This window comes from Vibrio atlanticus (genome assembly GCF_024347315.1).
Lineage (GTDB): Bacteria > Pseudomonadota > Gammaproteobacteria > Enterobacterales > Vibrionaceae > Vibrio > Vibrio atlanticus.
Genome location: NZ_AP025461.1, coordinates 929921 through 953120 on the forward strand (window position 1 = coordinate 929921; position 23200 = coordinate 953120).

General features: G+C 42.5%; 18 protein-coding genes. 11 read left to right on the plus strand and 7 right to left on the minus strand.

Annotated features, from left to right (window positions below):
• Nucleotides 1–10 precede the first annotated feature (10 nt).
• The gene (locus tag OCV30_RS19800) at nucleotides 11–2017 is read left to right on the plus strand and encodes a TonB-dependent siderophore receptor (RefSeq protein ID WP_065679967.1); all 2007 of its coding nucleotides are present in this window, start codon (nucleotides 11–13) and stop codon (nucleotides 2015–2017) included.
• A 217-nt stretch (nucleotides 2018–2234) separates the two neighbouring features.
• Here OCV30_RS19800 and OCV30_RS19805 read toward each other — a convergent pair whose 3' ends face one another.
• The 6 genes from OCV30_RS19805 to OCV30_RS19830 all read right to left on the minus strand — a co-directional run bounded on the left by OCV30_RS19805 (nucleotide 2235) and on the right by OCV30_RS19830 (nucleotide 8215).
• Nucleotides 2235–3179 (minus strand): ADP-ribosylglycohydrolase family protein, encoded by a 945-nt coding sequence (locus OCV30_RS19805; RefSeq protein WP_065679968.1) that lies wholly within the window; start codon nucleotides 3177–3179, stop codon nucleotides 2235–2237.
• A gap of 192 nt (nucleotides 3180–3371) precedes the next feature.
• Nucleotides 3372–4298: an amino acid ABC transporter permease gene (locus tag OCV30_RS19810; RefSeq protein ID WP_065679969.1), complete on the minus strand. Its 927-nt coding sequence runs from the start codon at nucleotides 4296–4298 to the stop codon at nucleotides 3372–3374.
• Nucleotides 4299–4475: 177 nt separating this feature from the next.
• Nucleotides 4476–5285, minus strand: a complete 810-nt coding sequence (locus OCV30_RS19815) for a transporter substrate-binding domain-containing protein (protein WP_065679970.1) — start codon at nucleotides 5283–5285, stop codon at nucleotides 4476–4478.
• A 12-nt stretch (nucleotides 5286–5297) separates the two neighbouring features.
• Nucleotides 5298–6095, minus strand: coding sequence for an amino acid ABC transporter permease (locus OCV30_RS19820; RefSeq protein ID WP_065679971.1), 798 nt, complete (start codon nucleotides 6093–6095; stop codon nucleotides 5298–5300).
• Nucleotides 6095–6841, minus strand: a complete 747-nt coding sequence (locus OCV30_RS19825; RefSeq protein WP_012600470.1) for an amino acid ABC transporter ATP-binding protein — start codon at nucleotides 6839–6841, stop codon at nucleotides 6095–6097. The genes OCV30_RS19820 and OCV30_RS19825 overlap by 1 nt, the downstream gene beginning before the upstream one ends.
• Nucleotides 6842–7066: 225 nt before the next feature.
• Nucleotides 7067–8215 carry an iron-containing alcohol dehydrogenase gene (locus OCV30_RS19830; protein ID WP_065679972.1) on the minus strand — a complete coding sequence of 383 codons (1149 nt, stop codon included), beginning with the start codon at nucleotides 8213–8215 and terminating at the stop codon, nucleotides 7067–7069.
• A gap of 193 nt (nucleotides 8216–8408) precedes the next feature.
• On the opposite strand from OCV30_RS19830, the gene OCV30_RS19835 reads away from it, so the two are divergent.
• The 9 genes from OCV30_RS19835 (at nucleotide 8409) to OCV30_RS19875 (ending at nucleotide 17819) form a co-directional block, all read left to right on the plus strand.
• Entirely contained in the window at nucleotides 8409–9293 is an 885-nt protein-coding gene (locus OCV30_RS19835; protein WP_065679973.1) for an AraC family transcriptional regulator, read from the plus strand.
• A gap of 649 nt (nucleotides 9294–9942) precedes the next feature.
• Nucleotides 9943–11190, plus strand: a complete 1248-nt coding sequence (locus OCV30_RS19840) for a RidA family protein (protein WP_065679974.1) — start codon at nucleotides 9943–9945, stop codon at nucleotides 11188–11190.
• Between the two features lie 215 nt (nucleotides 11191–11405).
• Nucleotides 11406–11819: a lysozyme inhibitor LprI family protein gene (locus tag OCV30_RS19845; RefSeq protein ID WP_065679975.1), complete on the plus strand. Its 414-nt coding sequence runs from the start codon at nucleotides 11406–11408 to the stop codon at nucleotides 11817–11819.
• Between the two features lie 101 nt (nucleotides 11820–11920).
• The gene (locus OCV30_RS19850; RefSeq protein WP_017101361.1) at nucleotides 11921–12277 is read left to right on the plus strand and encodes a hypothetical protein; all 357 of its coding nucleotides are present in this window, start codon (nucleotides 11921–11923) and stop codon (nucleotides 12275–12277) included.
• 94 nt (nucleotides 12278–12371) lie between these two features.
• Nucleotides 12372–12524 (plus strand): hypothetical protein, encoded by a 153-nt coding sequence (locus OCV30_RS19855; RefSeq protein WP_017099010.1) that lies wholly within the window; start codon nucleotides 12372–12374, stop codon nucleotides 12522–12524.
• A gap of 952 nt (nucleotides 12525–13476) precedes the next feature.
• Nucleotides 13477–14886 carry an EAL domain-containing protein gene (locus OCV30_RS19860; RefSeq protein WP_083994630.1) on the plus strand — a complete coding sequence of 470 codons (1410 nt, stop codon included), beginning with the start codon at nucleotides 13477–13479 and terminating at the stop codon, nucleotides 14884–14886.
• A 118-nt stretch (nucleotides 14887–15004) separates the two neighbouring features.
• The gene (locus tag OCV30_RS19865; protein ID WP_244499057.1) at nucleotides 15005–16465 is read left to right on the plus strand and encodes a hypothetical protein; all 1461 of its coding nucleotides are present in this window, start codon (nucleotides 15005–15007) and stop codon (nucleotides 16463–16465) included.
• Between the two features lie 210 nt (nucleotides 16466–16675).
• Nucleotides 16676–17191, plus strand: a complete 516-nt coding sequence (locus tag OCV30_RS19870) for a GNAT family N-acetyltransferase (RefSeq protein ID WP_065679976.1) — start codon at nucleotides 16676–16678, stop codon at nucleotides 17189–17191.
• A gap of 265 nt (nucleotides 17192–17456) precedes the next feature.
• Nucleotides 17457–17819, plus strand: a complete 363-nt coding sequence (locus tag OCV30_RS19875) for a RidA family protein (protein ID WP_009845504.1) — start codon at nucleotides 17457–17459, stop codon at nucleotides 17817–17819.
• 143 nt (nucleotides 17820–17962) lie between these two features.
• Here OCV30_RS19875 and OCV30_RS19880 read toward each other — a convergent pair whose 3' ends face one another.
• Nucleotides 17963–19549, minus strand: coding sequence for a BCCT family transporter (locus tag OCV30_RS19880; protein ID WP_065679977.1), 1587 nt, complete (start codon nucleotides 19547–19549; stop codon nucleotides 17963–17965).
• Nucleotides 19550–19999: 450 nt separating this feature from the next.
• Between OCV30_RS19880 and OCV30_RS19885 the strand changes: the two genes are divergently transcribed.
• A complete protein-coding gene (locus OCV30_RS19885; protein WP_065679978.1) occupies nucleotides 20000–23167 on the plus strand; it encodes a chitinase C-terminal domain-containing protein in 3168 nt (1055 codons plus the stop codon).
• The last annotated feature ends 33 nt before the right edge of the window (nucleotides 23168–23200 follow it).

A 23200-nucleotide genomic window follows, 5' to 3' on the forward strand; every position in this document is an offset into this window, starting at 1 on the left:
GATTAAATCTATGGAAAGCCCAGTCAGATCAACAATTAAGCTTTCAGCCCTCTATATCGCAATCGCCAGCGCGTTTAGTAGCTCTGTTATTGCCGAAGAAAGTACGTCGCACTTCGATGAAATCGTCGTGTGGGGAACGAAAGTATCAAGTAACACTGAATCGATCATTGCTGATGATATGTCACTCAAGCAAGCTGATCATATGTCAGATTTACTGCGTGAAATTCCCGGTGTTGATGTTGGGGGAACGCACTCGATCAACCAGAGAATTACGATTCGCGGCCTAAGCGAAACTGACTTAGACATTCGATTAGATGGCGCTTCTCAGCACGCCAACATGTTTCACCATATCGGTAACTTAACCCTAAACCCAGACATCTTGAAGTCGGCGGATATTCAAGTGGGTAATAACTCGGTGACGCAAAGTGGGTTAGGTGGCTCAGTACTGTTTGAAACCAAAGATGCCAAAGACCTGCTTCGTTATGACGAGAGTTTTGGCGCTCGTGTTTATGGCGGCTACGCAACCAACGCAAGCAAGCAAGGTTCACTCACTGTGTATGGTTTGTTGTCAGATAACGTCGATGCCATGCTTTACAGCCATTACATGAGCCGTGACAACTTTGAAGATGGTGATGGTACTGAAACCTTTGGCTCAGAAGGGGATGTATACAATATTCTAGGTAAGATTGGTTTTGAGCCAAGTGACTTACACCGTTTTGAACTCTCTTATGATATGTACCGTGATAACGGTGATTACAGTCCACGCCCTGATATGTCGGGTGGTACGAACGTGGGTTTGTCTAAAAACATCCTCATTCCCACCGATTACAACCGTGACACCATCACGGCCAGCTATGAGCTGCGCGGTGAAAGTCATCAAGGTAACGTGACTCTATACAACACGGAAACTGAGATTCAGCGAGATGAAAGTGTTATGGCACCACGTTGGCCTGCTAATCGCTTATCCAAAAACACGGCTAAAAACCAAAACTTTGGTCTCAACGCAAAGTTCCAATCCGATTATCGCCTGATGTCGTTTGATAACATCGCGACTTATGGCTTTGACTATATGGACAAGTCATCGAGCAGCTATTACGGCAGCAGCAAGTTTATGGACGAGTCAGCAATCTCTACAGCCCTTTTTGTTGAAGATCAGTTCTACTTTACTCAAGCATTCTCGGTCACGGCAGGGCTTCGTTTTGATGATTACCAACGTAAAGCAGAAGTTGGTAGCGAAGATTTTGACGATGTAACTTGGTCGTTGGCCACTCAATGGGATGTTACTCAAGATTGGACGCTGTTCGCGAGTACACGTTCGTTGTTCAAAGGCCCGGAGTTGATGGAGAGCTTTATTGCTTACCAAGATGTCGCTTATTTGGCTAACGATCTGAAGGCTGAGACAGGGCAGAACACGCAAGGTGGTGTCCGTTTCGATAAGCGCTTGGATAATCACTTTATTGGTGCCAACCTGACAGTATTCCAAACTAATATTGATGACTATATTGCCGAAAAGTATCAACGTGCAAGTAAGAGTTATTTGATTTATAACCTAGGTGACGTTGAGATAAAGGGCTTCGAGGCGAGCCTATCTTATGGCTACGAGATGTTTAACAGTAAGCTGTCCTATGCGCTTTCAGAGACTAAAAATAAAGATACAGGCGGTGCAGTCGCAGGTGGCAATGGTCGAAGTATTGATATGGGTGACAGCATTACGCTGACACTCGATTATCAGTCTGAAGCGCTTGAGACTATCTTTGGTTGGAATTCGATGTTTGTTAAAGACGAAGACAACGTATTTGATGCTCAGCCGATCAAAGAAGGCTATGACGTTCATAACCTGTTTGCTCAGTGGGTGCCTTCGAATCTTGATGGATTGTCTGTCACCTTTGGTATCGATAACGTGTTTGATGAGCAATACACCTCACACGCTTCTCGTTCAGGCACGGCAAGAGGCTTTACCTTGGATGACTATGAACCAGGCCGTAACTACAAGCTTTCAGCTGCGTATCAGTTCTAGAGAAGGCTTTAGCGTTTAGGTTTGGTTAGCGCAATAAACTGGCGGTCGTAGGGATCCGCAAAGTTTAGCGCCCAAAACTGAAGCTATTCCTTTAAGTCAGTCGTTTAAAGCATTCTTTTATTTGATTACTTTAGGTGGCTAGTGAAAAGAAAAGCGTCTTTCGAGCTCTTAAGCAAGAAGCCGAGAGGCGCTTTAGTTTTATTTATTATTGTTTGAATCACTCAATAGGCAAAGACAGCACGCCACCATTGAGTTCGACTTGTTTTAGCCATTCGGTTGGAATTCCACCATCTTCTTCGTAGAAACACGCCGCTAATACCGCGCCAATCACAATCGCACGCCCGCAGCTGTCACCGCCACATAAGATATTGTCTCGAATACCTTGTTTATAGCTCTGAGCACCCGCAATGATGCGAATTAGCAAGGGAAATGCGGCACTCAGTTCACAATGCAATCCGAACTTCTTCGCGGCATCTGTTATTGAAAGTTCGGGATCAGCCAAAGCCATGTTGATTTGGTCGTGTACAAACTTGCTACAGGTTTGTCGCACCATTTCTACCGACTGCAATGGCGAGTTGCCTTGAATCGCCGCTTGAACCAGCAGGGTGATGGCTTGCGCCCATTCCACGGCCTTGTCGTTGTTGTTGGTCACTCGAACTGCGCTCTCGACCATTGCTGGTAAAGTATGAGAGGTGTAAGTACACGCCACCAATGGAATGATCTTTGAGACTGCGGGGAGCTGCGTGTCATCTGCGCCACAGGCCGTAATCGGGGCGTTTGCCAATTCCAATTGATGGATGTTCAGCAAGCTAATACGAGTGGCTTTATCAATGTAGCCTTGCCAACTACCACCGAAATCAAACCACTTGCGGAAATGTTGAATATAGCTCGCTTCATCGTATTTTTGGTTGTCGACTAAGCTTTCGACCATCGCCAATAACTGAGCTCCGTATTGCGATTGGTCGCCAGCGGTTTTTCCTTGGTGCGCAAAGTAGCCCTTGTCTTGATAATCGAACTGATTCGGTGAGCGAAATTCTGGCTCGAAACCAGCCACGTGTAAGATCCTCTCTTGGTCATACAGCCAGTGCAACCCCATGGAAGCGGCGTCTCCAACCAATGCGCCGACAACGGCGTAAAAAGCTCTTTCTTTATGATTGTCCATGTTGAGTGATGTCCTTGAGAAGAATCAACGTAGTTCGATACGTTAAGTATAGTGATTAGACGAGTTTTTTGCTGTGTTTCTAAGAAGAAATATGAAGGGATAAATCCCGATTGGTCAATAGCTTAAGCCAACCAGGTGAACTTGATAAGGGCAATGAATGGTCGGGCGAGTCGGTACTATTAATTAATGACGTTACTGATGGTTAAGGTAAACACTAGAGCGTTGCTCTATCACTTTGAACAGACGCGAAAGCGCAAAGCATAAAGCAAAATATACGAAGCCTACAATCAGCCAGATCTCGAAGATCAAACCTGACGAGTTTGCCATTTCAGTTCCAACAAACGTCATCTCTTGGATGGAAATCAGAGAAACAATCGACGTGTCTTTAACCAAGGAGATTGCTTGGCCAGCCAATGGTGGGGTGATGGCAGTTAATACTTGTGGGCCAACCACAAATCGATACTTAGACAATGCAGACAAGCCAAGTGAATCGGCCGCTTCCCATTGGCCTTTAGGAATACCTTCTAAACCCGCTCGAATCACTTCCGCAATATAAGCCGAAGAGAGCAAACCAATACAAATAACACCAGACGCTAAGTTTTCCCAAAGGTTAGCTGGGCCGAACAGGAAACCTTGAACAGCGTTAATCTCGCCATTATGTTCACGTAAGATACTTTCTAAACCAAGTAATGGAATCAGTTGGTTAGAAACGAAGAAATAGAAGATGAAGACAAACACCAGTGGCGGAATATTTCGAACCAACTGGATAAAAATCAGTGCAGGCGTTCTGAAGAAAGCAATCTTGGAGTGCCTTGCAACACCGAGTAATGTCCCAAAAGAAAGAGCTAACACCATGCTCCAGACACTCAAGCGCAGTGTAGCGATCAAACCTTGAAAAAAGTAGGGGATACTGCCTTGAGAAGGTGGAATGAAAATTAGGGTAAACGCATCTTCCCAGCGCCACTGGTAGTTGATACCAACAGCAGAACGATAATAAAGCCAGCCTGCAAACACACAAATGACAGCGAGTAACACGCCATCTAAAAGAGTAATGCGTTGATACCAAGGCTTCATATGAACGTTGGGCTTAGGTGTTGTTAATGCGCTAGTACTACTCACGTCATTCCTGTTTAAACATTAATTATTATTGGGTTGTTGCTTGGATCTAAAACGAATCAAATAAAGCGACTTAAAAAGGCTACTTAAATCGTCGATGAGAAGGCAGTGCAAACAGTGCACTGCCTTGATTTAGATTCGACAGATTAGCTCATATTAAAAAGTGAGCTCAACTTCAGATTACTGACCTTGAGCAATCTGGTCTTGCCAATCTAAAGTAGAGAACCAGTACTCGTAACGCTCTTTCAACCAACCGTCTTCAGTACGTGCTTTGATCCATTCGTTGAAGAATTCTGCCTTGTCAGCTTCACCTAGGCGAACTGCAAATGCTTCGTTACCTTTTGATAGACGCTCTTCAAATGGAATAAATAGCGTGTCTGCGTTTTTGATCGTTTCGTGTTCTGGTTTTGGGCTAGACGCAATAACCGCGTGTGCGTTGCCGTTCAACACTTCTTGGAATGCTTGAGCATCGTCATCGAACTGAAGTACTTTTGCTTTCGGGAAGGTTTCACGAGCCACTTGAACAGTGAAAGCGCCACGGCGTGCAGCAATTTTTACGCGACGAGAATCAAAATCAGAGATTTGAGTAAAACCTTCCGCTAGCTCTTTATTAGCCGCCAGTTGAACGCCAGAGTGCGAGTAAGGTTCAGTGAACAGTACGCTTTTAGCTCGCGCTTCAGTGATAGACATACCGCCGATGATCACATCAAATTTTTTCGATAATAAAGAAGGGATAATGCCGTCCCATGCTGTCGGTACAAATTCGACTTTCCAACCAGAATCTTCGGCAAGGCGTTTCGCCACGTCGATTTCAAAGCCAACGAGATCTCCTTGTTTGTTACGCATCGCCCAAGGAACAAATGTCGACATACCAACGCGCAGTGAGCCACGTTCGTTGATTTTATCGAGGTTAGGCGTTTCAGAAGCAAGTGCAGGCAAACTTACGGCAAGCGCAAGTAGGGCTGTAATCGCGGTTTTAAATAGCTTCATGCTGATAAATCCTTATTGTGTTCGCCAGTTAGATCCGAGCTTATGCTCAAGCCAAGCAGCAACGGCAGAAAGTGAAAGTGTGAGAGCAAGATAAATGATCGCCACAGAGAACCAAATCTCGAATGGCATCGCGGTTTCAGAAACGATGTTTCTGGCTTCGGTTGTTAGGTCAAAGATAGCCATGACACTCACAATCGAAGAGTTTTTAATAAGAGAGATTACTTCATTGGTCAAAGGCGGCAAGGTGCGTTGCACCACCTGAGGAAGAATCACATCCCAGTAAGTATAGGTCTTTGACAAACCCAAGGATTGAGCTGCTTCAAATTGTCCTCTCGCAATACCATTTAAACCGGCACGAAATATCTCGGCGGTGTAAGCGCCTTGGAAAAGTGCCAAGGCTAAAACGGCTGTGCTAAAGCGATCCAGCCCTAATACGGGGCCAAACACAAAATAGAGCAAATAAATTTGTACTAATAACGGCGTATTACGAATCAACTCAACATAGCTGGTGGCTAAGGTGCGTCCAACTACAGAATTTGAGTTTCTCAATAGCGCTGTCGTTAAGCCAATAATCAGCGTCGCGACCAAAGAAATCAGAGAAATATTGATGGTAACCAGCAGCCCTTCAACTAATTCTGCAGGCCACCATTCACCATCTTCATAGAAAGCAATATAGTCCGGCACACGCTCCCATTGCCAGCTGTATCCCATGGTTTGTGCGCCAGAGTCGAGAATCCAAACAACAGCAGCCACCAGTACAACAATCTGTACCAAAGCAGATAGGGCGGGTTTAATAATTCGAATCAACATCAATAAGTCAGGATCTGATTTAGGAACGCTTGAGTACGTTCATGTTGAGGGTTTTCAAAGAGCGCTTGTGGCGTATTCGATTCCACAATTTGTCCTTCATCCATGAAGATAACGCGGTCGGCCACTTGTTTCGCAAAGCCCATTTCGTGGGTCACACACACCATGGTGATACCTTCGCTCGCCAGTTCAACCATCACGTCGAGCACTTCGTTGATCATCTCCGGATCAAGCGCTGAAGTCGGTTCATCAAAAAGCAGTAATTCAGGCTTCATGCACAGCGAACGGGCGATAGCTACACGTTGTTGCTGACCGCCAGAAAGTTGTACTGGGTATTTGTTGGCTTGTTCAGCGATGTGTACGCGCTCGAGATAGTGCATTGCAAGCTTCTCGGCTTCTCGTTTGCTTTTTTTCAGCGTACGTATTGGAGACAGAGTCAGGTTTTCAAGCACGGTAAGATGGGGGAATAAATGAAAATGCTGAAACACCATTCCGACTTGGCCAGGTGTGTTGAATTTACTCGGAAGTACTTGTTCTAACACGCAAAGCTCGCCACTTTCGAAAGGTTCTAGCTGATTGATACAACGGATTAAAGTTGATTTACCCGAACCTGATGGCCCGCAAATCACCAGTATCTCTCCTTGTTCAATCTTTAAATCGATATCCTTTAGGGCATGAAAATCACCATACCACTTGTTAAGTGACTTAAACTTAACCATTTCCTTGAGATTGTTCAAATCGTTGTTCATACCTAATAAAGAGACAGGTTTACCTTAACAATATAGAAATATGATTGCACATTAAATTAAGGACTTATGAGAATTTAATAGCATCTTGTAGGGCAAATTAAAAAGCAGCGCCCAAAATGAACGCTGCTTTGTTTGTACGAAAGAAATAAGTAATGGGTTCAGTCAGATGTAAAAAATCATCTTTGTGTGAGCATTGTCTTTGCTTTCTCTCTACTTTAGCAATTCTTAGTGAATCGCAGACTCTAAAATCTCACGCGTTTTCTCTGGCGTGATTGCTTGGTTTTCGCCAAGTTGCAGGTAACCGTGTGATTCAAGTTGAGCAACAACGTTGTCGATTGCTGCCGCTTTAGTTGCTTCGTAACCGTCGAACATAGTTGCAACGTCTAGGCTGTGGTAGAAGGCTTCGATTGCAGCAATAGTGCGCTCGGCTAAATCAGCACCCGCTTCTAGGCCAAATACGTTGCGACCCATTTGCTCTAGCTTGCCACGCTTCGCTTCGATTTGATTACGAAGTAGTGAAGGTTGAACAATCGCAAGAGAACGTGCGTGGTCTACGTGCCATAGTGCTGTGAATTCGTGGCCAATCATATGTGTTGCCCAATCTTGAGGAACGCCAGTACCAATCAGGCCGTTAAGCGCTTGGTTTGCAGTCCACATTAGGTTTGCACGCCATGCGTCGTTGTCACGCTCGTCGTATTGCTTACCCAGTACAAGTAGGTTCTTAAGCAGTGTTTCTGCGTAACCGTCTTGAACCATCGCGTCTGTTGGCATTGTGATGTATTGCTCACATACGTGAACCCATGCATCAACTAAGCCGTTGATCAGTTGGCGCTCTGGCAGAGACTTCATTACATCTGGGTCCATAACCGCAAACTTCGGCTGTACCGCAGGGTTCATGAATGCCAGTTTCTCTTGAGTCTCTTTACGAGTGATTACCGCACCCATGTTAGATTCAGAACCTGTCGCAGGAAGTGTCAGTACCGCACCAATTGGTGTCGCTTCTGTTACTTGGTGTTTACCCGCTAGGATATCCCAACCGTCGCCGTCGTATTTAGCCGCCGCAGCAACGTACTTAGAACCGTCGATTACTGAACCACCGCCAACAGCGATAATGAACTCTACGTTTTCTTCTTTAACAAGAGCGACGGCTTTATCTAGTGTCTCTTTCGTTGGGTTAGCTTCAACACCAGCGAACTCAATCCAAGCGTGATCCTTTAGAGATTCGACAACTTGGTCGTAAACACCATTGCTTTTGATTGAACCGCCACCGTAGATGACTAATACTTTCTTCGATGTATCAACCGCTTGGCTGATAGCGTTGATTTGGCCTTGGCCGAAGTGGATAACTGTAGGGTTAACATAAGTGAATTGCATTAGAGATTCCTTGTGTAAAGCTCAATTTGTTATTTTATTTGATTGCTCAATTTCTATATTTGCATATTAGTACAGTAATCTAGGGTGATGAAGAGCTGATCCTCCAAATAAATTGCCTATTTCTACAAACTTGATATTCTTTCTCCGCTTTAGCTTACTTACTCTTAGCACTTGGAATGGAAAGTCGCCACTTATGAAAACACTCGCGCAGTTGTTACAGTCTTATGTAGAACACAAAGGTTGGGATGATCTCGAAGGGATCAGAGAAACTGAAATTGGCGGTGTGTGGTTGTATAGAAGCAGTGGCGGGAATCAGCGTCAGCCATTCACTTACCAGTCGGGTATTATCATGCTAGGGCAGGGTAAAAAGAACATCTATATTGGCGACAGACCCGTTACTTACGCGGCTGGTGATTACCTTGTGGTAGGCGTGCCAATGCCATTGGAGTGCGAAGCCTTGCCTGTAAATGGCGAACCATTGCTTGGTTTGTCGATCAGTATTGACTCTCAGCGCTTGCATAGCTTGGTAAAAAAGTTAGAAGACCAAGGCTTTCTAGAGAGCTACTGCAACAAGCACAAGCAGAATTCGAGCGGCTTAGAGTCGACGCCAATGGAAGAGCAAATGCTGGAGAGCTTTACTCGATTGGTCAAAATGCTGCATTGCGACATCGAAGCCAACATATTGGGTGATGCTATGGTCAGCGAAATTGTCTACCGTGCCTTAACCGGTTCAGAAGGGCGAGTGCTGTTTGATTTGGCTCATCATGACGGTCATTACGCTCGTGTCGCTAAAGCACTATCTAAAGTGCATGAAGAATACGACCAAACCATTACTGTCCAATCGCTTGCCGACGAAGCAAACATGAGCGTGTCTGCCTTCCACAATGCATTCCGTAATGTCACCTTTGAATCACCTCTTCAATATTTGAAGAAGGTAAGACTCAACAAAGCCAAAGAACTGATTCAGCTAGAAGGCCTGCGCATAAGCGATGCTGCACGCCGAGTCGGCTACTCCAGCCCATCCCAGTTCAGTCGCGAATTTAAGCGCCACTTCAATACCACTCCGAGAGCGGCTTAGTTCTTCTTTCAACGAAACTATCTGTTGAGAGCTATGGTGCCAAAAGCTATGGTGTCGATTGCTCATCGTTGACGCCATCGTGATTCCTGAAAGTACCATTTCTTGGTTGAACACCATACTTCTCATGTCATGCCCCTGAGTCTCATATTTGTTGAATTATATGAGTAAATGTATCTAATCATAGGCATTGTCAGATTGTAGGTATTTGATTCTCGAATATATTATTAACGTACTTATATAAAATAAGCTCTCAAAAATAATTAATTAAATAGCCTAAGAATTTATGCATGGGTATAAGAGGTAAAGTTACTAACCTAGCTAGTAACGGAGTTTTAGTGTGAACAACCTATCAAATATCATCTAAATTTTGGAAATTACTCATCGTATTCTCAGAGTGAGTATTCAGGATTATTGAATAGACTTAAAATTAAAGAGAATTTAGCAGTTGATAAAGCCTAGTGGGACGGATAATTAGTCGTTTGATGACTAATTATTCTGTAACCTGCTGATTTATAGTCAACTGAGAGTCTGATGTATATCACGTTTACCCCAAAATAATTCACTTAACATGGCGCTACTTTAATCATTCTTTCCAATACGATTGTTAAATATAAATACGTATTCCTATATTATTAAAAGGATAATTCCGATGAGTAGCGATATCATTAAAATTTCAAGAAATACTGAAAATGCACCAATTAATTCTGTATCTACACAAACGGTCGCTTTTTCTCATTATAATAACTTTTCAGCTCAATTACCTGTTGACCCTAAAACAGGTGAAGTAGTGATTGGTGATATTAAAGACCAAGCAGCACAATGCTTAAATAATATTAAGGCCATTGTTGAAAGCATCGACCATGTTATGGATGATGTTGTGAAGATTAATGTTTTCGTTAAGAATATTTCTGATATCGATGCTATTGATGAAGTTTACAAAAGCTTCTTCCAAAACAGCCTCCCTACACGCACAGTCGTGGGCGTAGCTGCGCTACCGAACAGTGACGCTTTAGTTCAAATGGATGCGCTTATTTCAAACGGCGAAGGCACTAAACCACAAGCACCTTGCGCGCTAGTTAAGGTATCAAGAAATACAGATAACGCGCCTCAAAGAACTGTATCGACGCAGACTGCGGCTTTTTCTCACTACAACAACCTTTCGGCTCAATTGCCTATCGATGTAAATACAGGTGAGTTGGTTTCAGGTGGTATCACAGAGCAAACGGCACAATGTCTATCAAACATTAAAGCGGTTCTAGAGAGTATCGGTCATGTCATGAATGATGTGGTTAAAACGACTATCTACGTGAAAAATATCGCAGATGCGGAAGTGGTAAATGAAGTATGTGCTAAATTCTTCCCAAGCTACGTTCCTGCTCGTACCGTTGTTAACGCCGCTGAACTACCAATGGGCGCTTTAATTCAAATTGATACATCCGTTTCACATGGTGACGGTACACCGCCACAATTACCAGAAGACACTCGCTTACTGGTTATTGAAGCTAATAATACTGTTGCTGCACCATTCATGCCTTATTCGCACACCGTTGCTTTCTCTCACTACAATCATATTTCAGGCCAATTACCTTTAGACCCGAAGACAAATCAAGTGGTTGCTGGTGGTGTAAAAGAGCAAGCTGAACAATGTTTGAAAAATATTAAGGCGATCATTGAAAGTGTTGATCATAGTATGGACGATACAGTGAAAATCAATATTCAGCTTAAAAATGTTTCAGACATTGATACAGTGAACGAGGTCTACACAACATTCTTTAATGCTGAATTACCGGCAAGAACGGTGGTTGGGGTTTCAGAGATTCCTATGAATGCTCTAATTCAAATTGATGCAGTCGTTTCCAACTGCGAAGGTACACCACCACAAGATGTTATTGCTTAAACATAATTAAACCCACTTCAAACTAAGCGGTCAGATTGTCGGTGATGATCTGATCTGCTCCTTCTTTAAATTGTCGGCTTGTGCTGAACACTCTCATACCGTTAGAAATAGTTAGTTAAACGTTTAGCTAGCCTGAGCCCGAAGAAATGATCAATACTGGTGATTCGAACTACTGCTTGTCGAGTAGATATCGCAGATTTTGAACTGTATTGGAGATGCTTTTGAAAAAGTCATTAATTGTACTGGCGTTAGTTACTACATCTTGTTTCGCTGTTGATGATGAAGACCCTTGTAACGTTGAAGGTGGAGGGGTTACTGCGGGTTATCTGTGTGTCGAAGAGAAAATGAAAGTAGCAAACATCGATCTCAATAAAACATACCAAGAAGCCATTATGCGAATAGTCGAGGAAGAAGCCGAATTGCAAAAAATCGAGTTTCACATCGATCTAGAAGAACCTTTCCGAAGAGCTCAACAAGCTTGGTTGAAATACAGAGACGCAGATTGTGAATTTATTGGTCAAGCGTATACGCCTTCTGTTTGGGCCGGGGTTCAAATCGAAGAGTGTAAGCTAAGAATGATTTTAGAGCGTATCGAGTATTTTGAAGGTACATATTCAGTTCCAGATTGAAGAAGCTTAAACTTGATTCTGGGTAATTAAGTTGGGGTTCATAGAAGCGATGTACCAAGAACCGAAAATAGAATTAGAATGTGAGAAAGAAAATTAAGTGTATGCAATTTCGAGTTATTTTATTGTTGTGCCTAGCGATAGTGGGGTGTTCATCTAATCAAGAGCTAACACCTGATCCGACAACTATCACGCTTTTTTATGGTGAGACGTCGATCTCGGCGGGTGTGTTAGAAGATAAAACATTTAATTCGGTTCTAGCCGATAGAAGAGAGAGTGTTACTCTCTCGGGCTCACTATCAAAGCAAAACTCAGGTTACTTAGTTGATATCTTAGTGATCAGAGAAAATAGAGCACCACGTTCAAAGCGCCAATTAAACACCTTACTTCTTATGAAGCCGGGAGAATTAGTGGATGTTGGCGGTGTGAACAATGATGTGTTCAGAGTCATTCTAGAGTAACAATCCCGAAGTAATCAATTAATGTGAAATTTTTCTTTACCTCAACCTAACTTCAAGTCTTAAGCTTCTCTTACCCAATAAGAAGGAGCTTATTATGCAAAATAACTACGTAAAAGAACTCGCCGTTAAAACTTACCAAGAAGAACTTCAGAAAGAGTACGTTAAATCTAAAGCTAGACCATTCCACGGCCCGAGTTTTATCGGCGGCGTACTGTTGTCAGTCGTGTTGGTTGGGTTGTTTTATTGACTTGAAAGCGTACAGGCCATTGAGATAACTTATTACAGGATACTAATAGCCGAATTGTTGTGAAAGCTAAAATAATCAGAGGTATCGAGATAAGCATAGTAACCTTAATTGCGTTATCTTCTACCGATGATTTGGCAAACTCACAGTAATACTGGCCAAATATATCCAGCGACTACACATTCGACAGTAACTTAGTGTAATTACACTAAACTATTCATTACAGCTTGCCTTGACCAGCCTTTATGTAGTTTTACTACCTCAGTGCTGATTTGTACTGGATGATTCTGCTAATACTTACAACAACGTTAGCTGTTGACGACTTTACGTTGCTATGAACTATGACTCTTCGTTAGTTTCTCTATCATCAATTATTGTTCAGTTAATTATACAGAACAGCTTCCTTTTTATTTGGTTTTATCCATCAAAATGTCCTGCTCTCTTTTCAATGGAGATTTCCCATCTATTCAGATGGTTGAGGTTAGGATTAGGTGTTTGCGTTAGGACTTAACTTACTCTCTAGCGTGCATTTGATTACATTTATGGTTTGTTTCACTTCCAAACAGATTGGTTTCATCAAGGGTATGTGGTGATGTAACCCAGATAAAGTTGCTGATTTCAATCCCTCCCCATTAAATATCGCGATCACTGTCAGTTTTTTATAGCGCAAATAAATACTAAAAAAAGCGATGCAATCATTACCCCCTGAAATGGCACTGTGGCGTAATTTGGTGGCTATTATGTTATGAAGTTGTCGGGATATTACGGTATGTATAATATACGGTTAGTAGTGTTTCCGTGCGTGATATTTATAAATGTGCACAATTACACTCAATTCAAGTAGATGACTATTAAGTGGTCAGATTTGTTTTTATTTGTGTGAATCTCATAAGTAAGAATACAATCATTCCGTTGCATCGCAAAATGCGATGCATATCACTTTATTCGGGGTGCCGTGTTGTCTACTGTTAATTTACTTTGTCTGTTTTTTATTACATTACTAATAATATGCACATCATTTCATTTGAAGTCGTCGGAAGGTAAAAAAAAGCTATCTTTTGTTCAGCAAAGACTTGAACGAGAACAAAATAAACAAAGGCTCAAACGTTTTTTCTGTGAAGAAACAGATTTACCTAACATCAACTATATTCAAGAAAAATTATTAAGAACAAACAGAAGTACCTACAAGATCATGCATGTAATCTGTGTTGGGAGATCTGCAGATTTCTATAAGTTTTTCGACTCAAAAACTAGTCGAATAGTTAAAACAGAATTACATCACTACCTAAGTGAGACACTTTCACCAAGGGTTATCGGTTTGTTTGAAGACAAATACATTGTTCTTGTATTTGAAAGCGATACTCCCTGGGAAGAAAAAAAAATCCTTGAGCAGCAACAAAAAATTCAATTCTCTTTGCCTCATGAAAAGAAAGTAGGCGATAAAACCCTAACTTTTGATTATTCTATTGCTAGCATGATCCTGTCTAATTTTGATAAACCCCAAGATAAAAATCAGTTGTTTAGAAGAATGGCTTACAGTGTTAAAAAGTCACTTCAATCTATTGATGGTGTCTACATATATAACATTAATGACTATGAAAAAAACGTTAGAACCCGTTCGGTAATCCAAGCTTTACATCACGATATAAAAAAGGGAGGGACTCAGTTCGAGCTTTTTTATCAACCCGTCGTTTATAGTATGAATACTTCTAAAGAGTACCTTTGGGAAATATTGCTTAGGTGGAAACGCACAGAGTTCGGAGGTCCTGGTGTATTTATGCCATTATTGGCAACGGAGCCGCACCTACATTACTCATTAACCATTATAATTTTTAAAAAAATAATTGAATACGCAAAAAACACTCAAGATACACTTCCTAATATCAGTGTTAACATTAGTCATGCAGATTTAAGTATCGTTGACTTTTATGATGATGTAATGGAATTAACCAAATTAGTTCCAGAGTTAAGAAGTAAGATAATATTTGAAACAGTTGAATATAGTGAGGGTCTTTTACATAGTTATGCTAAAGAAAATATAATTGCTCTTAAAGGGGCAGGTTTTCGATTTGCTATTGATGATTTTGGATGTGGTTACTCCAATTTTAACCTTTTATCAGAAAAATATTTTGATTTTATTAAGCTAGATAAGTCGTTACTACAAAAATGTCAGGAAGATATTGTGGCCAATGAGACACTTAAGTTTATGGTTAAGCTATCTGAGCGTATTGATGTAACCTTGATTGTCGAAGGCGTTGAAAATCCTCAACACCTACGACTACTTCCAAAGAAGTCTAACATATTATTCCAAGGCTTTCATTTTTCCAAACCAAGAAGGTTAATTAGCAATGTGAAAACAGGTTGATATATGTATGGGTAATAATATGTGAAGGCATGTAAACAACATAGAATTCGTTAACTAATTTAAGAGTATTACTATTTTAATATTTTTAAATCTCAACAAATAATAGAGAGCCATTTAAATGAAAATGAAAATGTTGATACCAATTTTGGGCGTTCTGGCCTTATCAGCTTGTGGTGGCGGCGGTGATGGTGGAAGTAACCCGACAATTCACAAAAAAGCTACTGGAAAAGTAATCGATGGTTATATTGTTGGCGCTACCGTTTTTCTAGATATAAATAATGATGGTAAGTATAACGCAAACACTGAACCTAGAGCTTTAACTACAAAAGGTGGTAGTTATGAGCTTGACCTAAATGAAACCCAGGATAAATGTCTTGGTTATGCTCCAACGATAGTAGATGTTCCTGTTGGTGCTATTGATGAAGATTTGGGGCCTGTGAAAAATGCTTATCGTATGGTATTACCCCCTGAATTTAAAGAACAGATCGATTTCAAGAACCGTTTTATCACCCCTTTAACTTCATCGTTATGGGCGACAGTAGAAACCAGTAATGGCAAAAGTAACTATACGTGTCAGGATCTAATGAGCGATATAGAAAAACAAACTAAACAGGCTCAAGCGTTAGAGCATGCTCTTACAGAAACAATTCGCACATATAATATTTCTGAGGCTAAAATTTATGGTGACTTTATTGCATCCGAAGATAGTGACCTTGCCTTAAAGGCCCAAAATATCGTAACAGGTCTAAAGAAATCGTTCACAGATACCAAAGATTTACAACAAACCAACCCCAATAGCTATGTGCAAGTTCATTACTACTTCAAAGATGAAAACGGCGCTAGGAATTGGTATAAAAAGGTTTATATTTCTTCTCTAGGTACTAATCAATCAGCAAAGCAAACAACCACAAAAATGAGCGATGATTTGTTAACAGAGGTGGAAGTGTTGTCTGAGTCCACATCGGTTAACCTTTCAACTCAGTGGGGTGTTTACAACAATACTTTTGATATTGCTAGTATTAACAATTTTAATAGCAGCATCCGTCCGGGGTGTACATTCACAGAGAAAATCATTATTAAAGATGATAAATTTGATAATGTACTATCTAACATTGCCTACGATGGTAATATACATAACTTAGTAAATTGTCAATCTCTGGATCTAACAAATAAAATAGTCTCTAGAACTACTTCAACTTGGAAATATAACAAGAGTATCAAAGAACAATTAAATCGTACTTATGTCGACTGGAATGAGCATACTTTTGGAAAAGGCGATGACTTTGGATTATCGACAGTCGTTAATGTTAAAAGTCATTTAAATAGTTTAGATACTGAAAATATCAAAACAAACATTATGGGTAGATATAAAGATTACTCTAGTAATGAATTAGGTGACGCATCTAAGGTCATACGGTCAAAGATAGTTAATGATCAGAGTAAAGAAATCACCTATTGGAAAACACTCTTTCGTGCATCTCCGACGACATATTCACGAAGAATAACATCGTCAGATCAAACTTCTGTATACGAAAAAAGTACTGACGGAACTAATTGGGTAGTATCGAGTAAACCGTAGTCGTTAAGTATGTATATAATTGATGGGGTGGGTTGCTTAAATGTCACGCCCTATTCACTTCTATTAAAAAATATCTTCCTATGCCCACTAGAACCTCACTTTCAGCTGCTAACTCTGAAATAAGTAGTGACGTACCGTTTACTCAGAGATTTGGGTACTCGAATTTCAATCGTAGGCAAGGCTTTCGAAATAACCATTGGGAGTACTCGTATGGATGTATTTTTGCATTTACTTCAAACAAGTGATGCTAGGGCGCTCTTGGAATTTGAAGTAGACAATAGAGATTGGTTCGAGATGTCTGTACCACCACGGGAAGAAAGTTTTTATTCACTTTCAGGTGTAGAGAAGCAGATTGCTAGTTTTTTAGCGGAATATGAAAGTGATGAGATGATTCCTATGTTGATAAAAGATGAACAAGGGATTATCTGCGGTAGGATTAATGTACGTGACATTGACGAAAACGGAGAGCGAGGAGAGCTAGGCTATCGAGTGAGTCACTTCTTTTGTTCTAAAGGCATTGCGTCTAACGCGGTGAGGAAGTTACTTATCTATTTGGCGGAGCATTCTTCCCTTAAATATGTAGATGCCTATGCGTTAGTGGGTAATGTTGGCTCCAACAAAATTTTATCTAAGGCTGGCTTTGGCTTAGTTGAGCGTGTAGAGAATTACGCGTTATTCAAAGGGCAAAATCAAGACGCTAATTATTATCGTAAGGTGCTAGCCTGAGTAGGTGAGTATCAGTGCCTTACTCATTAGAAGCTGGCAGCGTCCTTCTAGCCAGCTTATAGTTTTATGTTGCTTAAAGAAGATCTTTAGGTTTACGGCTATTTCAAAATTTACAGTGACTTCTGAGGTTTGTTACGTTCGATTACGCTAATAGCGATAGTGCTGTTTAGCAGGTACTACGAGCTTTCTAATTTTTGTTTTCAATGTTAGGAATTTGGATTAGATTACGCTGATGTGCACCCTAATTATAAGAAGAGTATAACCAGTGAAAATCCATAGAATTAACCCGACCAAACGTTGGTCTGATGTGACTGTGTTTAACGGTATTGCAAGCTTTGTTGAAGTACCAGAGACGGATACAACGGCAGGAATTAAGAGTCAGGTTCAGCAAATCTTCGAACAAGCTGAAGAAATGATGAGTTTGGTAGACAGCGATAAATCTCGTGTATTGTCAGTGACTATTTACCTAACGGATTTCGCTAACTTTGATGCACTCAATGAAGTGTGGGAAGAGTGGTTCCCTGAAGGTTGCGCGCCAAGCCGTGCGTGCGTGAAAGCAGAACTCGCTAACCCTGAACTATTGGTTGAGATGTCATTCATGGTTGCTGCTGGTGAAAAGTTTCAATAAGCCGAAATCTCGGTAGATACAAGCGCTAGTAGACATAACTATTAATAAAGTCGACAGCGAACAGATAAAAAAAGCCACTCAGGTGAATCACTTGAGTGGCTTTTTAGTGTTCTACGCTATCCGAAACTAAATCGGATTAGGTATTAAGCGAGACCTTGATCTCTTGCCATCTGCTTCGCGATCTTCGGTGCATGCCATAGACATGGCAGCAAGATAAACGAAACAGGAACGGCAGTGATCACAATGAACGACTGCAGAGCTGAGATGCCGCCAGAGCCCATTGAGATAAGCGCGATAGCCACTGCCCCCATAATGACGCCCCAGAATGTTCTAACTGCTGAGTTAGGTTCTGTTGTGCCAGTCATTACTACACTGATGGTGTAGGTCATTGAGTCACCTGTGGTCACGATGAACGTGGTCGTCAGGATAAGGAACAGGATTGCAATCAGAGTCGGGAACGGTAGTTGCGAAGTAATAGCTAGTAGTACAGCTGGAAGGTTGAAACCTTCGAATGCGCTAGATATTACGCCTGGGTTCTCTAATTCAAACGCTAAGCCACTACCACCAACAATGCTGAACCAAAAACAAGTCACAAGCGGTGCAACGATGCTGATAGAAACGATCATTTGGCGAATAGTTCGGCCACGTGAGATACGAGCAATGAAGATCGCCATCATTGGGCCATAACCTAAGAACCAACCCCAGAAGAATACAGTCCAGCCACCTAGCCACGCAGTATCTTGGCGGTATAGCGCCATTGGGATAAAGTTGTCGACCATTTCACCGATGCCTTGTAGGTAACCATCAATGATAAAGCTGGTTGGGCCAACAAGGAGAATGTAAACGATTAGGCACACCGATAAGATGATGTTGTAACGGCTTACCAGTTGGATGCCTTTACTTAGACCACTTAATGCCGACAGCGTATACATTGCAATAGCGAATAGAATAACGACGCTTTGGGTAGCAAAGCTGTCAGAAATTCCAAACAGCTCGCTCAACGCATAGCTGATCTGTAGGCCAAGGAAGCCGATAGGGCCGATTGTACCTGCGGCTACTGCCACAATGCTGCACGCATCAACGACGTTACCAATCCAACTGCTGATTGCCTTGTCGCCCAGTACTGGGTAAAGCAGGGTGCGTGGCTTAAGAGGAAGGCCTTTTTCGTAGTGCAAGTACATAAGCACAATCGAAGAGAGACCACCTAAGATAGCCCATGCAAGGAAACCCCAGTGCATGAAAGATTGTGATAGTGCATTGAATGCCATCGCTTGAGGGTCTGCATTGCCATACAGCGGTGGAGCTGAAACAAAGTGAGCAATTGGCTCTGCAGCTGCCCAGAACACGCCACCACCCGCAAGGAGTGTACATAGGACGATAGACATCCATTTAAACGTGGTCATTTCTGGTAGGGCAAGCTTCCCTAAACGAACATGGCCTGTGCGACTTAGTGCAAGCACTAAACCGATAATGAAATTGAGTAGTAGTAGGACTTGCCAGAAAGCACCGAACCATTTAGTTGAGTAACTAAAGCCGATGTTGACAAGTTCGGACAATACGGAGGTGTTGGTGAAAGCAAGGATGACAAAGAGGGTCAGGAAACTGCCACTCAGCCAAAAGACTGGGTTTCCGAGTTCCAGTTTTTCACCCAAAGATTGAGCTCTATTGAAATCGATAGAAGTAGATTCTGCGTTGATGTTTTCGTTGGCGACTTGCGTCAAGTTGGACATTATTTCTTCGCTATATTTGGCTCTTTCAAGCCTATGTATTTCTCCCACATTTGGATAAAAATGTGAGGCTCGTCAAAAAAGCCGCTGATACTAACATATTTGTAATCAAAAAGTGGGCGATTTCATAAAATAATCCCAAATCGCCAATAAACTCCTACTTTTTGGTTAGTTTTGATACGAATTTTTCTCAAACTCAAATCACATTTCTGACTTTTGAGACATTATTTTTTTAGCTTTCCGAAATAAATTAATATTAGTTGTTGGTGCAAAATAAGTGTCGAATCATTGCATGCTATAAACAAATTAATGCGAGTCATTTTATAAATAATAAATATTTTAGGTGTTTAATTGGCACTGTTACCTACAGTTGTTTTGCGAAGGAATTTAAGTGGCAAAAAAAGTGTCATTTACTTTAAATATCTTAAAACAACAACTTAAGGGACTGCTAACATGCACCTAAATCAAGGAAGAGTGGCCAAAAAGGTTTTTACACTCAGTACTCTCACTGCGTCATGCTTAATGGCTTTCAATAGCTATGCGGCTGTGGATTGCTCAACGTTAGAAGCGTGGGATCCTGCCACGGTTTACACCGGCGGCGATCAAGTTTCACATGACAGCAGCGCGTACTCAGCAAATTACTGGAATCAGAACAACAACCCAAGTCAATTTGAAGGTGACTACGCACAGTGGAAAAAGCTAGATGTGTGTAGCGGCAATGGAGGTGGAGGTACACCAAATGAAGCACCAACGGCTTCGTTAACGACTCCATCTGCCTCTGACATGTTCACTGAAGGCGATAACGTGGTGTTGAGTGCAACGGCGCTAGATTCCGACGGCAGTGTTACTTCGGTTGAATTCTTCATTGATGGAACTTCAGTCGCGGTTGTTACAGCAGCACCTTTCGAAGCGGTTTGGGCTGCAACGTCTGGTAGCCATCAGGTTTCGGTTGTTGCTACAGACAATGAAGGCGCGGCTAGCTTAGCGAGCGCGGTCTCTATTTCTGTCGATTCAGTTACACCTGGAAATGAAGCGCCGACAGTTTCGGTTGCGCTTTCTGCATCTTCGGTCGATGTTGGTGGTGTGGTGACGCTTACCGCAACAGCAACAGACAGCGATGGCACGGTTGATAAGGTCGATTTTTATGTGGCAGGTTCTTTAGTCGGAACGGCTGCGACAAGCCCATACACGCTTAACTACACAACCACTCAAGCAGGCTCTCTAGCGGTTTACGCGAAAGCGACAGACAATCAAGGGGCAACGGCTGAATCAGCACTGACTTCTTTGACAGTCAATGGCGGCACAACAGTGAGTACATGTCGACCTGATGGCTTGTATCAAACTCAAGGTGTCGATGTTCCTTACTGTACGATTTACGATGATGAAGGCCGTGAGAAAATGGGCGCGGATCATCCACGTCGTGTTATTGGTTACTTCACAAGTTGGCGTGCCGGGGATGACCCACAAGCCGCTTATTTGGTTAATGACATTCCTTGGGAACAACTCACACACATTAACTACGCTTTCGTGAGCATTGGCTCAGATGGCAAAGTAAACGTGGGTGATGTGAACGATCCGAACAACGCAGCGGTTGGTAAAGAGTGGCCGGGCGTGGAAGTTGACCCTGCATTAGGCTTCAAAGGTCACTTCGGTGCATTAGCGACAGCGAAGAAAAAACACGATGTTAAGACTTTAATCTCAATCGGTGGTTGGGCGGAGACCGGTGGCCACTTTGCCACTGATGGTAGCCGAGTGGCTGATGGTGGTTTCTATACCATGACGACCAATGCTGACGGTTCTATTAACCATCAAGGTATCGAAACATTCGCAACTTCAGCGGTTGAAATGCTTCGTAAATACCAGTTCGATGGTCTAGATATCGATTATGAATACCCAACGTCAATGGCGGGCGCAGGTAATCCGTACGATAAAGACTTTATGGAACCACGTCGTCAATACCTATGGGCTTCTTACCAAGTGTTGATGAAAGTGTTGCGTGAGAAGCTTGATGTAGCCTCTGCGCAAGACGGCAATCACTACATGTTAACGATCGCGGCGCCTTCTTCGGGTTACCTACTGCGCGGTATGGAAACATTCGATGTCACCAAGTACCTCGATTACGTAAACATCATGTCTTATGACCTTCACGGTGCGTGGAACGATCACGTAGGTCATAACGCTGCGTTGTTTGATACAGGTAAAGATTCAGAGTTAGCACAGTGGAACGTATACGGCACAGCGGCTTACGGCGGTATCGGTTATCTGAATACGGATTGGGCCTACCACTACTTCCGTGGTTCTATGCCAGCAGGTCGTATTAACATCGGTGTGCCTTACTACACACGTGGTTGGCAAGGTGTAACTGGTGGTGAGAATGGTCTTTGGGGCCGAGCAGCACTGCCAAACCAAGCTGAATGCTCAGCAGGTACTGGTGAAGGCGAGAAGAACAACTGTGGCCATGGCGCAATTGGTATCGATAACATGTGGCACGATACTGATCCGAAAGGCAACGAAATGGGTGCAGGTTCAAACCCAATGTGGCATGCGAAGAACTTAGAGAAAGGCATTTGGGGTTCTTATGCAGCAGCTTACAAGCTTGATCCTGTTAACGATCCTTCAGATGTTCTAACGGGGACTTACACGCGTAACTATGACAGCGTGGCTGTTGCTCCTTGGTTGTGGAACGCAGAGAAGGGCGTATTCCTTTCAACGGAAGATAAAGATTCTATCGATGTGAAAGCCGATTACGTTATCGACAAAGAAATCGGTGGCATCATGTTCTGGGAACTAGCAGGGGATTACAACTGTTACGTACTCGATGCGAACGGTAACCGAACTTCAATCGATACAACCGAACAGGCGTGTAATAGCGGAAACGGTGAGTTCCACATGGGTAACACTATGACGAAAGCTATCTACGATAAGTTTAAGTCAGCTACTCCATATGGAAACAAGGTTGCAACGGGTGCTATCCCAACGGAAGCATTAGATATTACTGTCTCTGTAGGTGGCTTCAAAGTCGGTGATCAAAACTATCCAATTAACCCTAAGATCACGTTTAAAAACAATACAGGTCAAGCGCTTCCTGGTGGTACTGAGTTCCAGTTCGATATCCCAGTGTCTGCACCTGATAACGCAAAAGACCAATCGGGTGGTGGCTTATCCGTTATTGCTTCTGGTCACACTCGTGCCAATAATATTGGTGGTCTAGATGGTCCGATGCACAGAGTAGCGTTTACGTTACCTGCATGGAAAGAGCTTCCTGCTGGTGGTGTGTATGAACTCGATATGGTTTATTACTTGCCAATTTCTGGCCCTGCAAACTATACAGTGAATGTGAATAGTGTCGATTATGCATTTAGCTTTGAGCAGCCGGATCTACCACTGGGTGATATCAGTACTGGTGGCGGTAATCCTGGTGATGGCGGTACCAACCCAGGTACATGCGATACTGCGGGTTTAGCTGTATATCCCGATTTACCTCAGAAAGATTGGGCGGGTAACCCAAGCCACGCAAACACGGGCGACCAAGTGGTTCATAACGGTAGTGTTTACCAAGCAAACTGGTGGACAAGTGCCGAGCCGGGTAGTGACGGCAGTTGGACCAAAGTGTGCTCTTAATTTAAGGCTAAGCAATGTATTTATAGACAATAG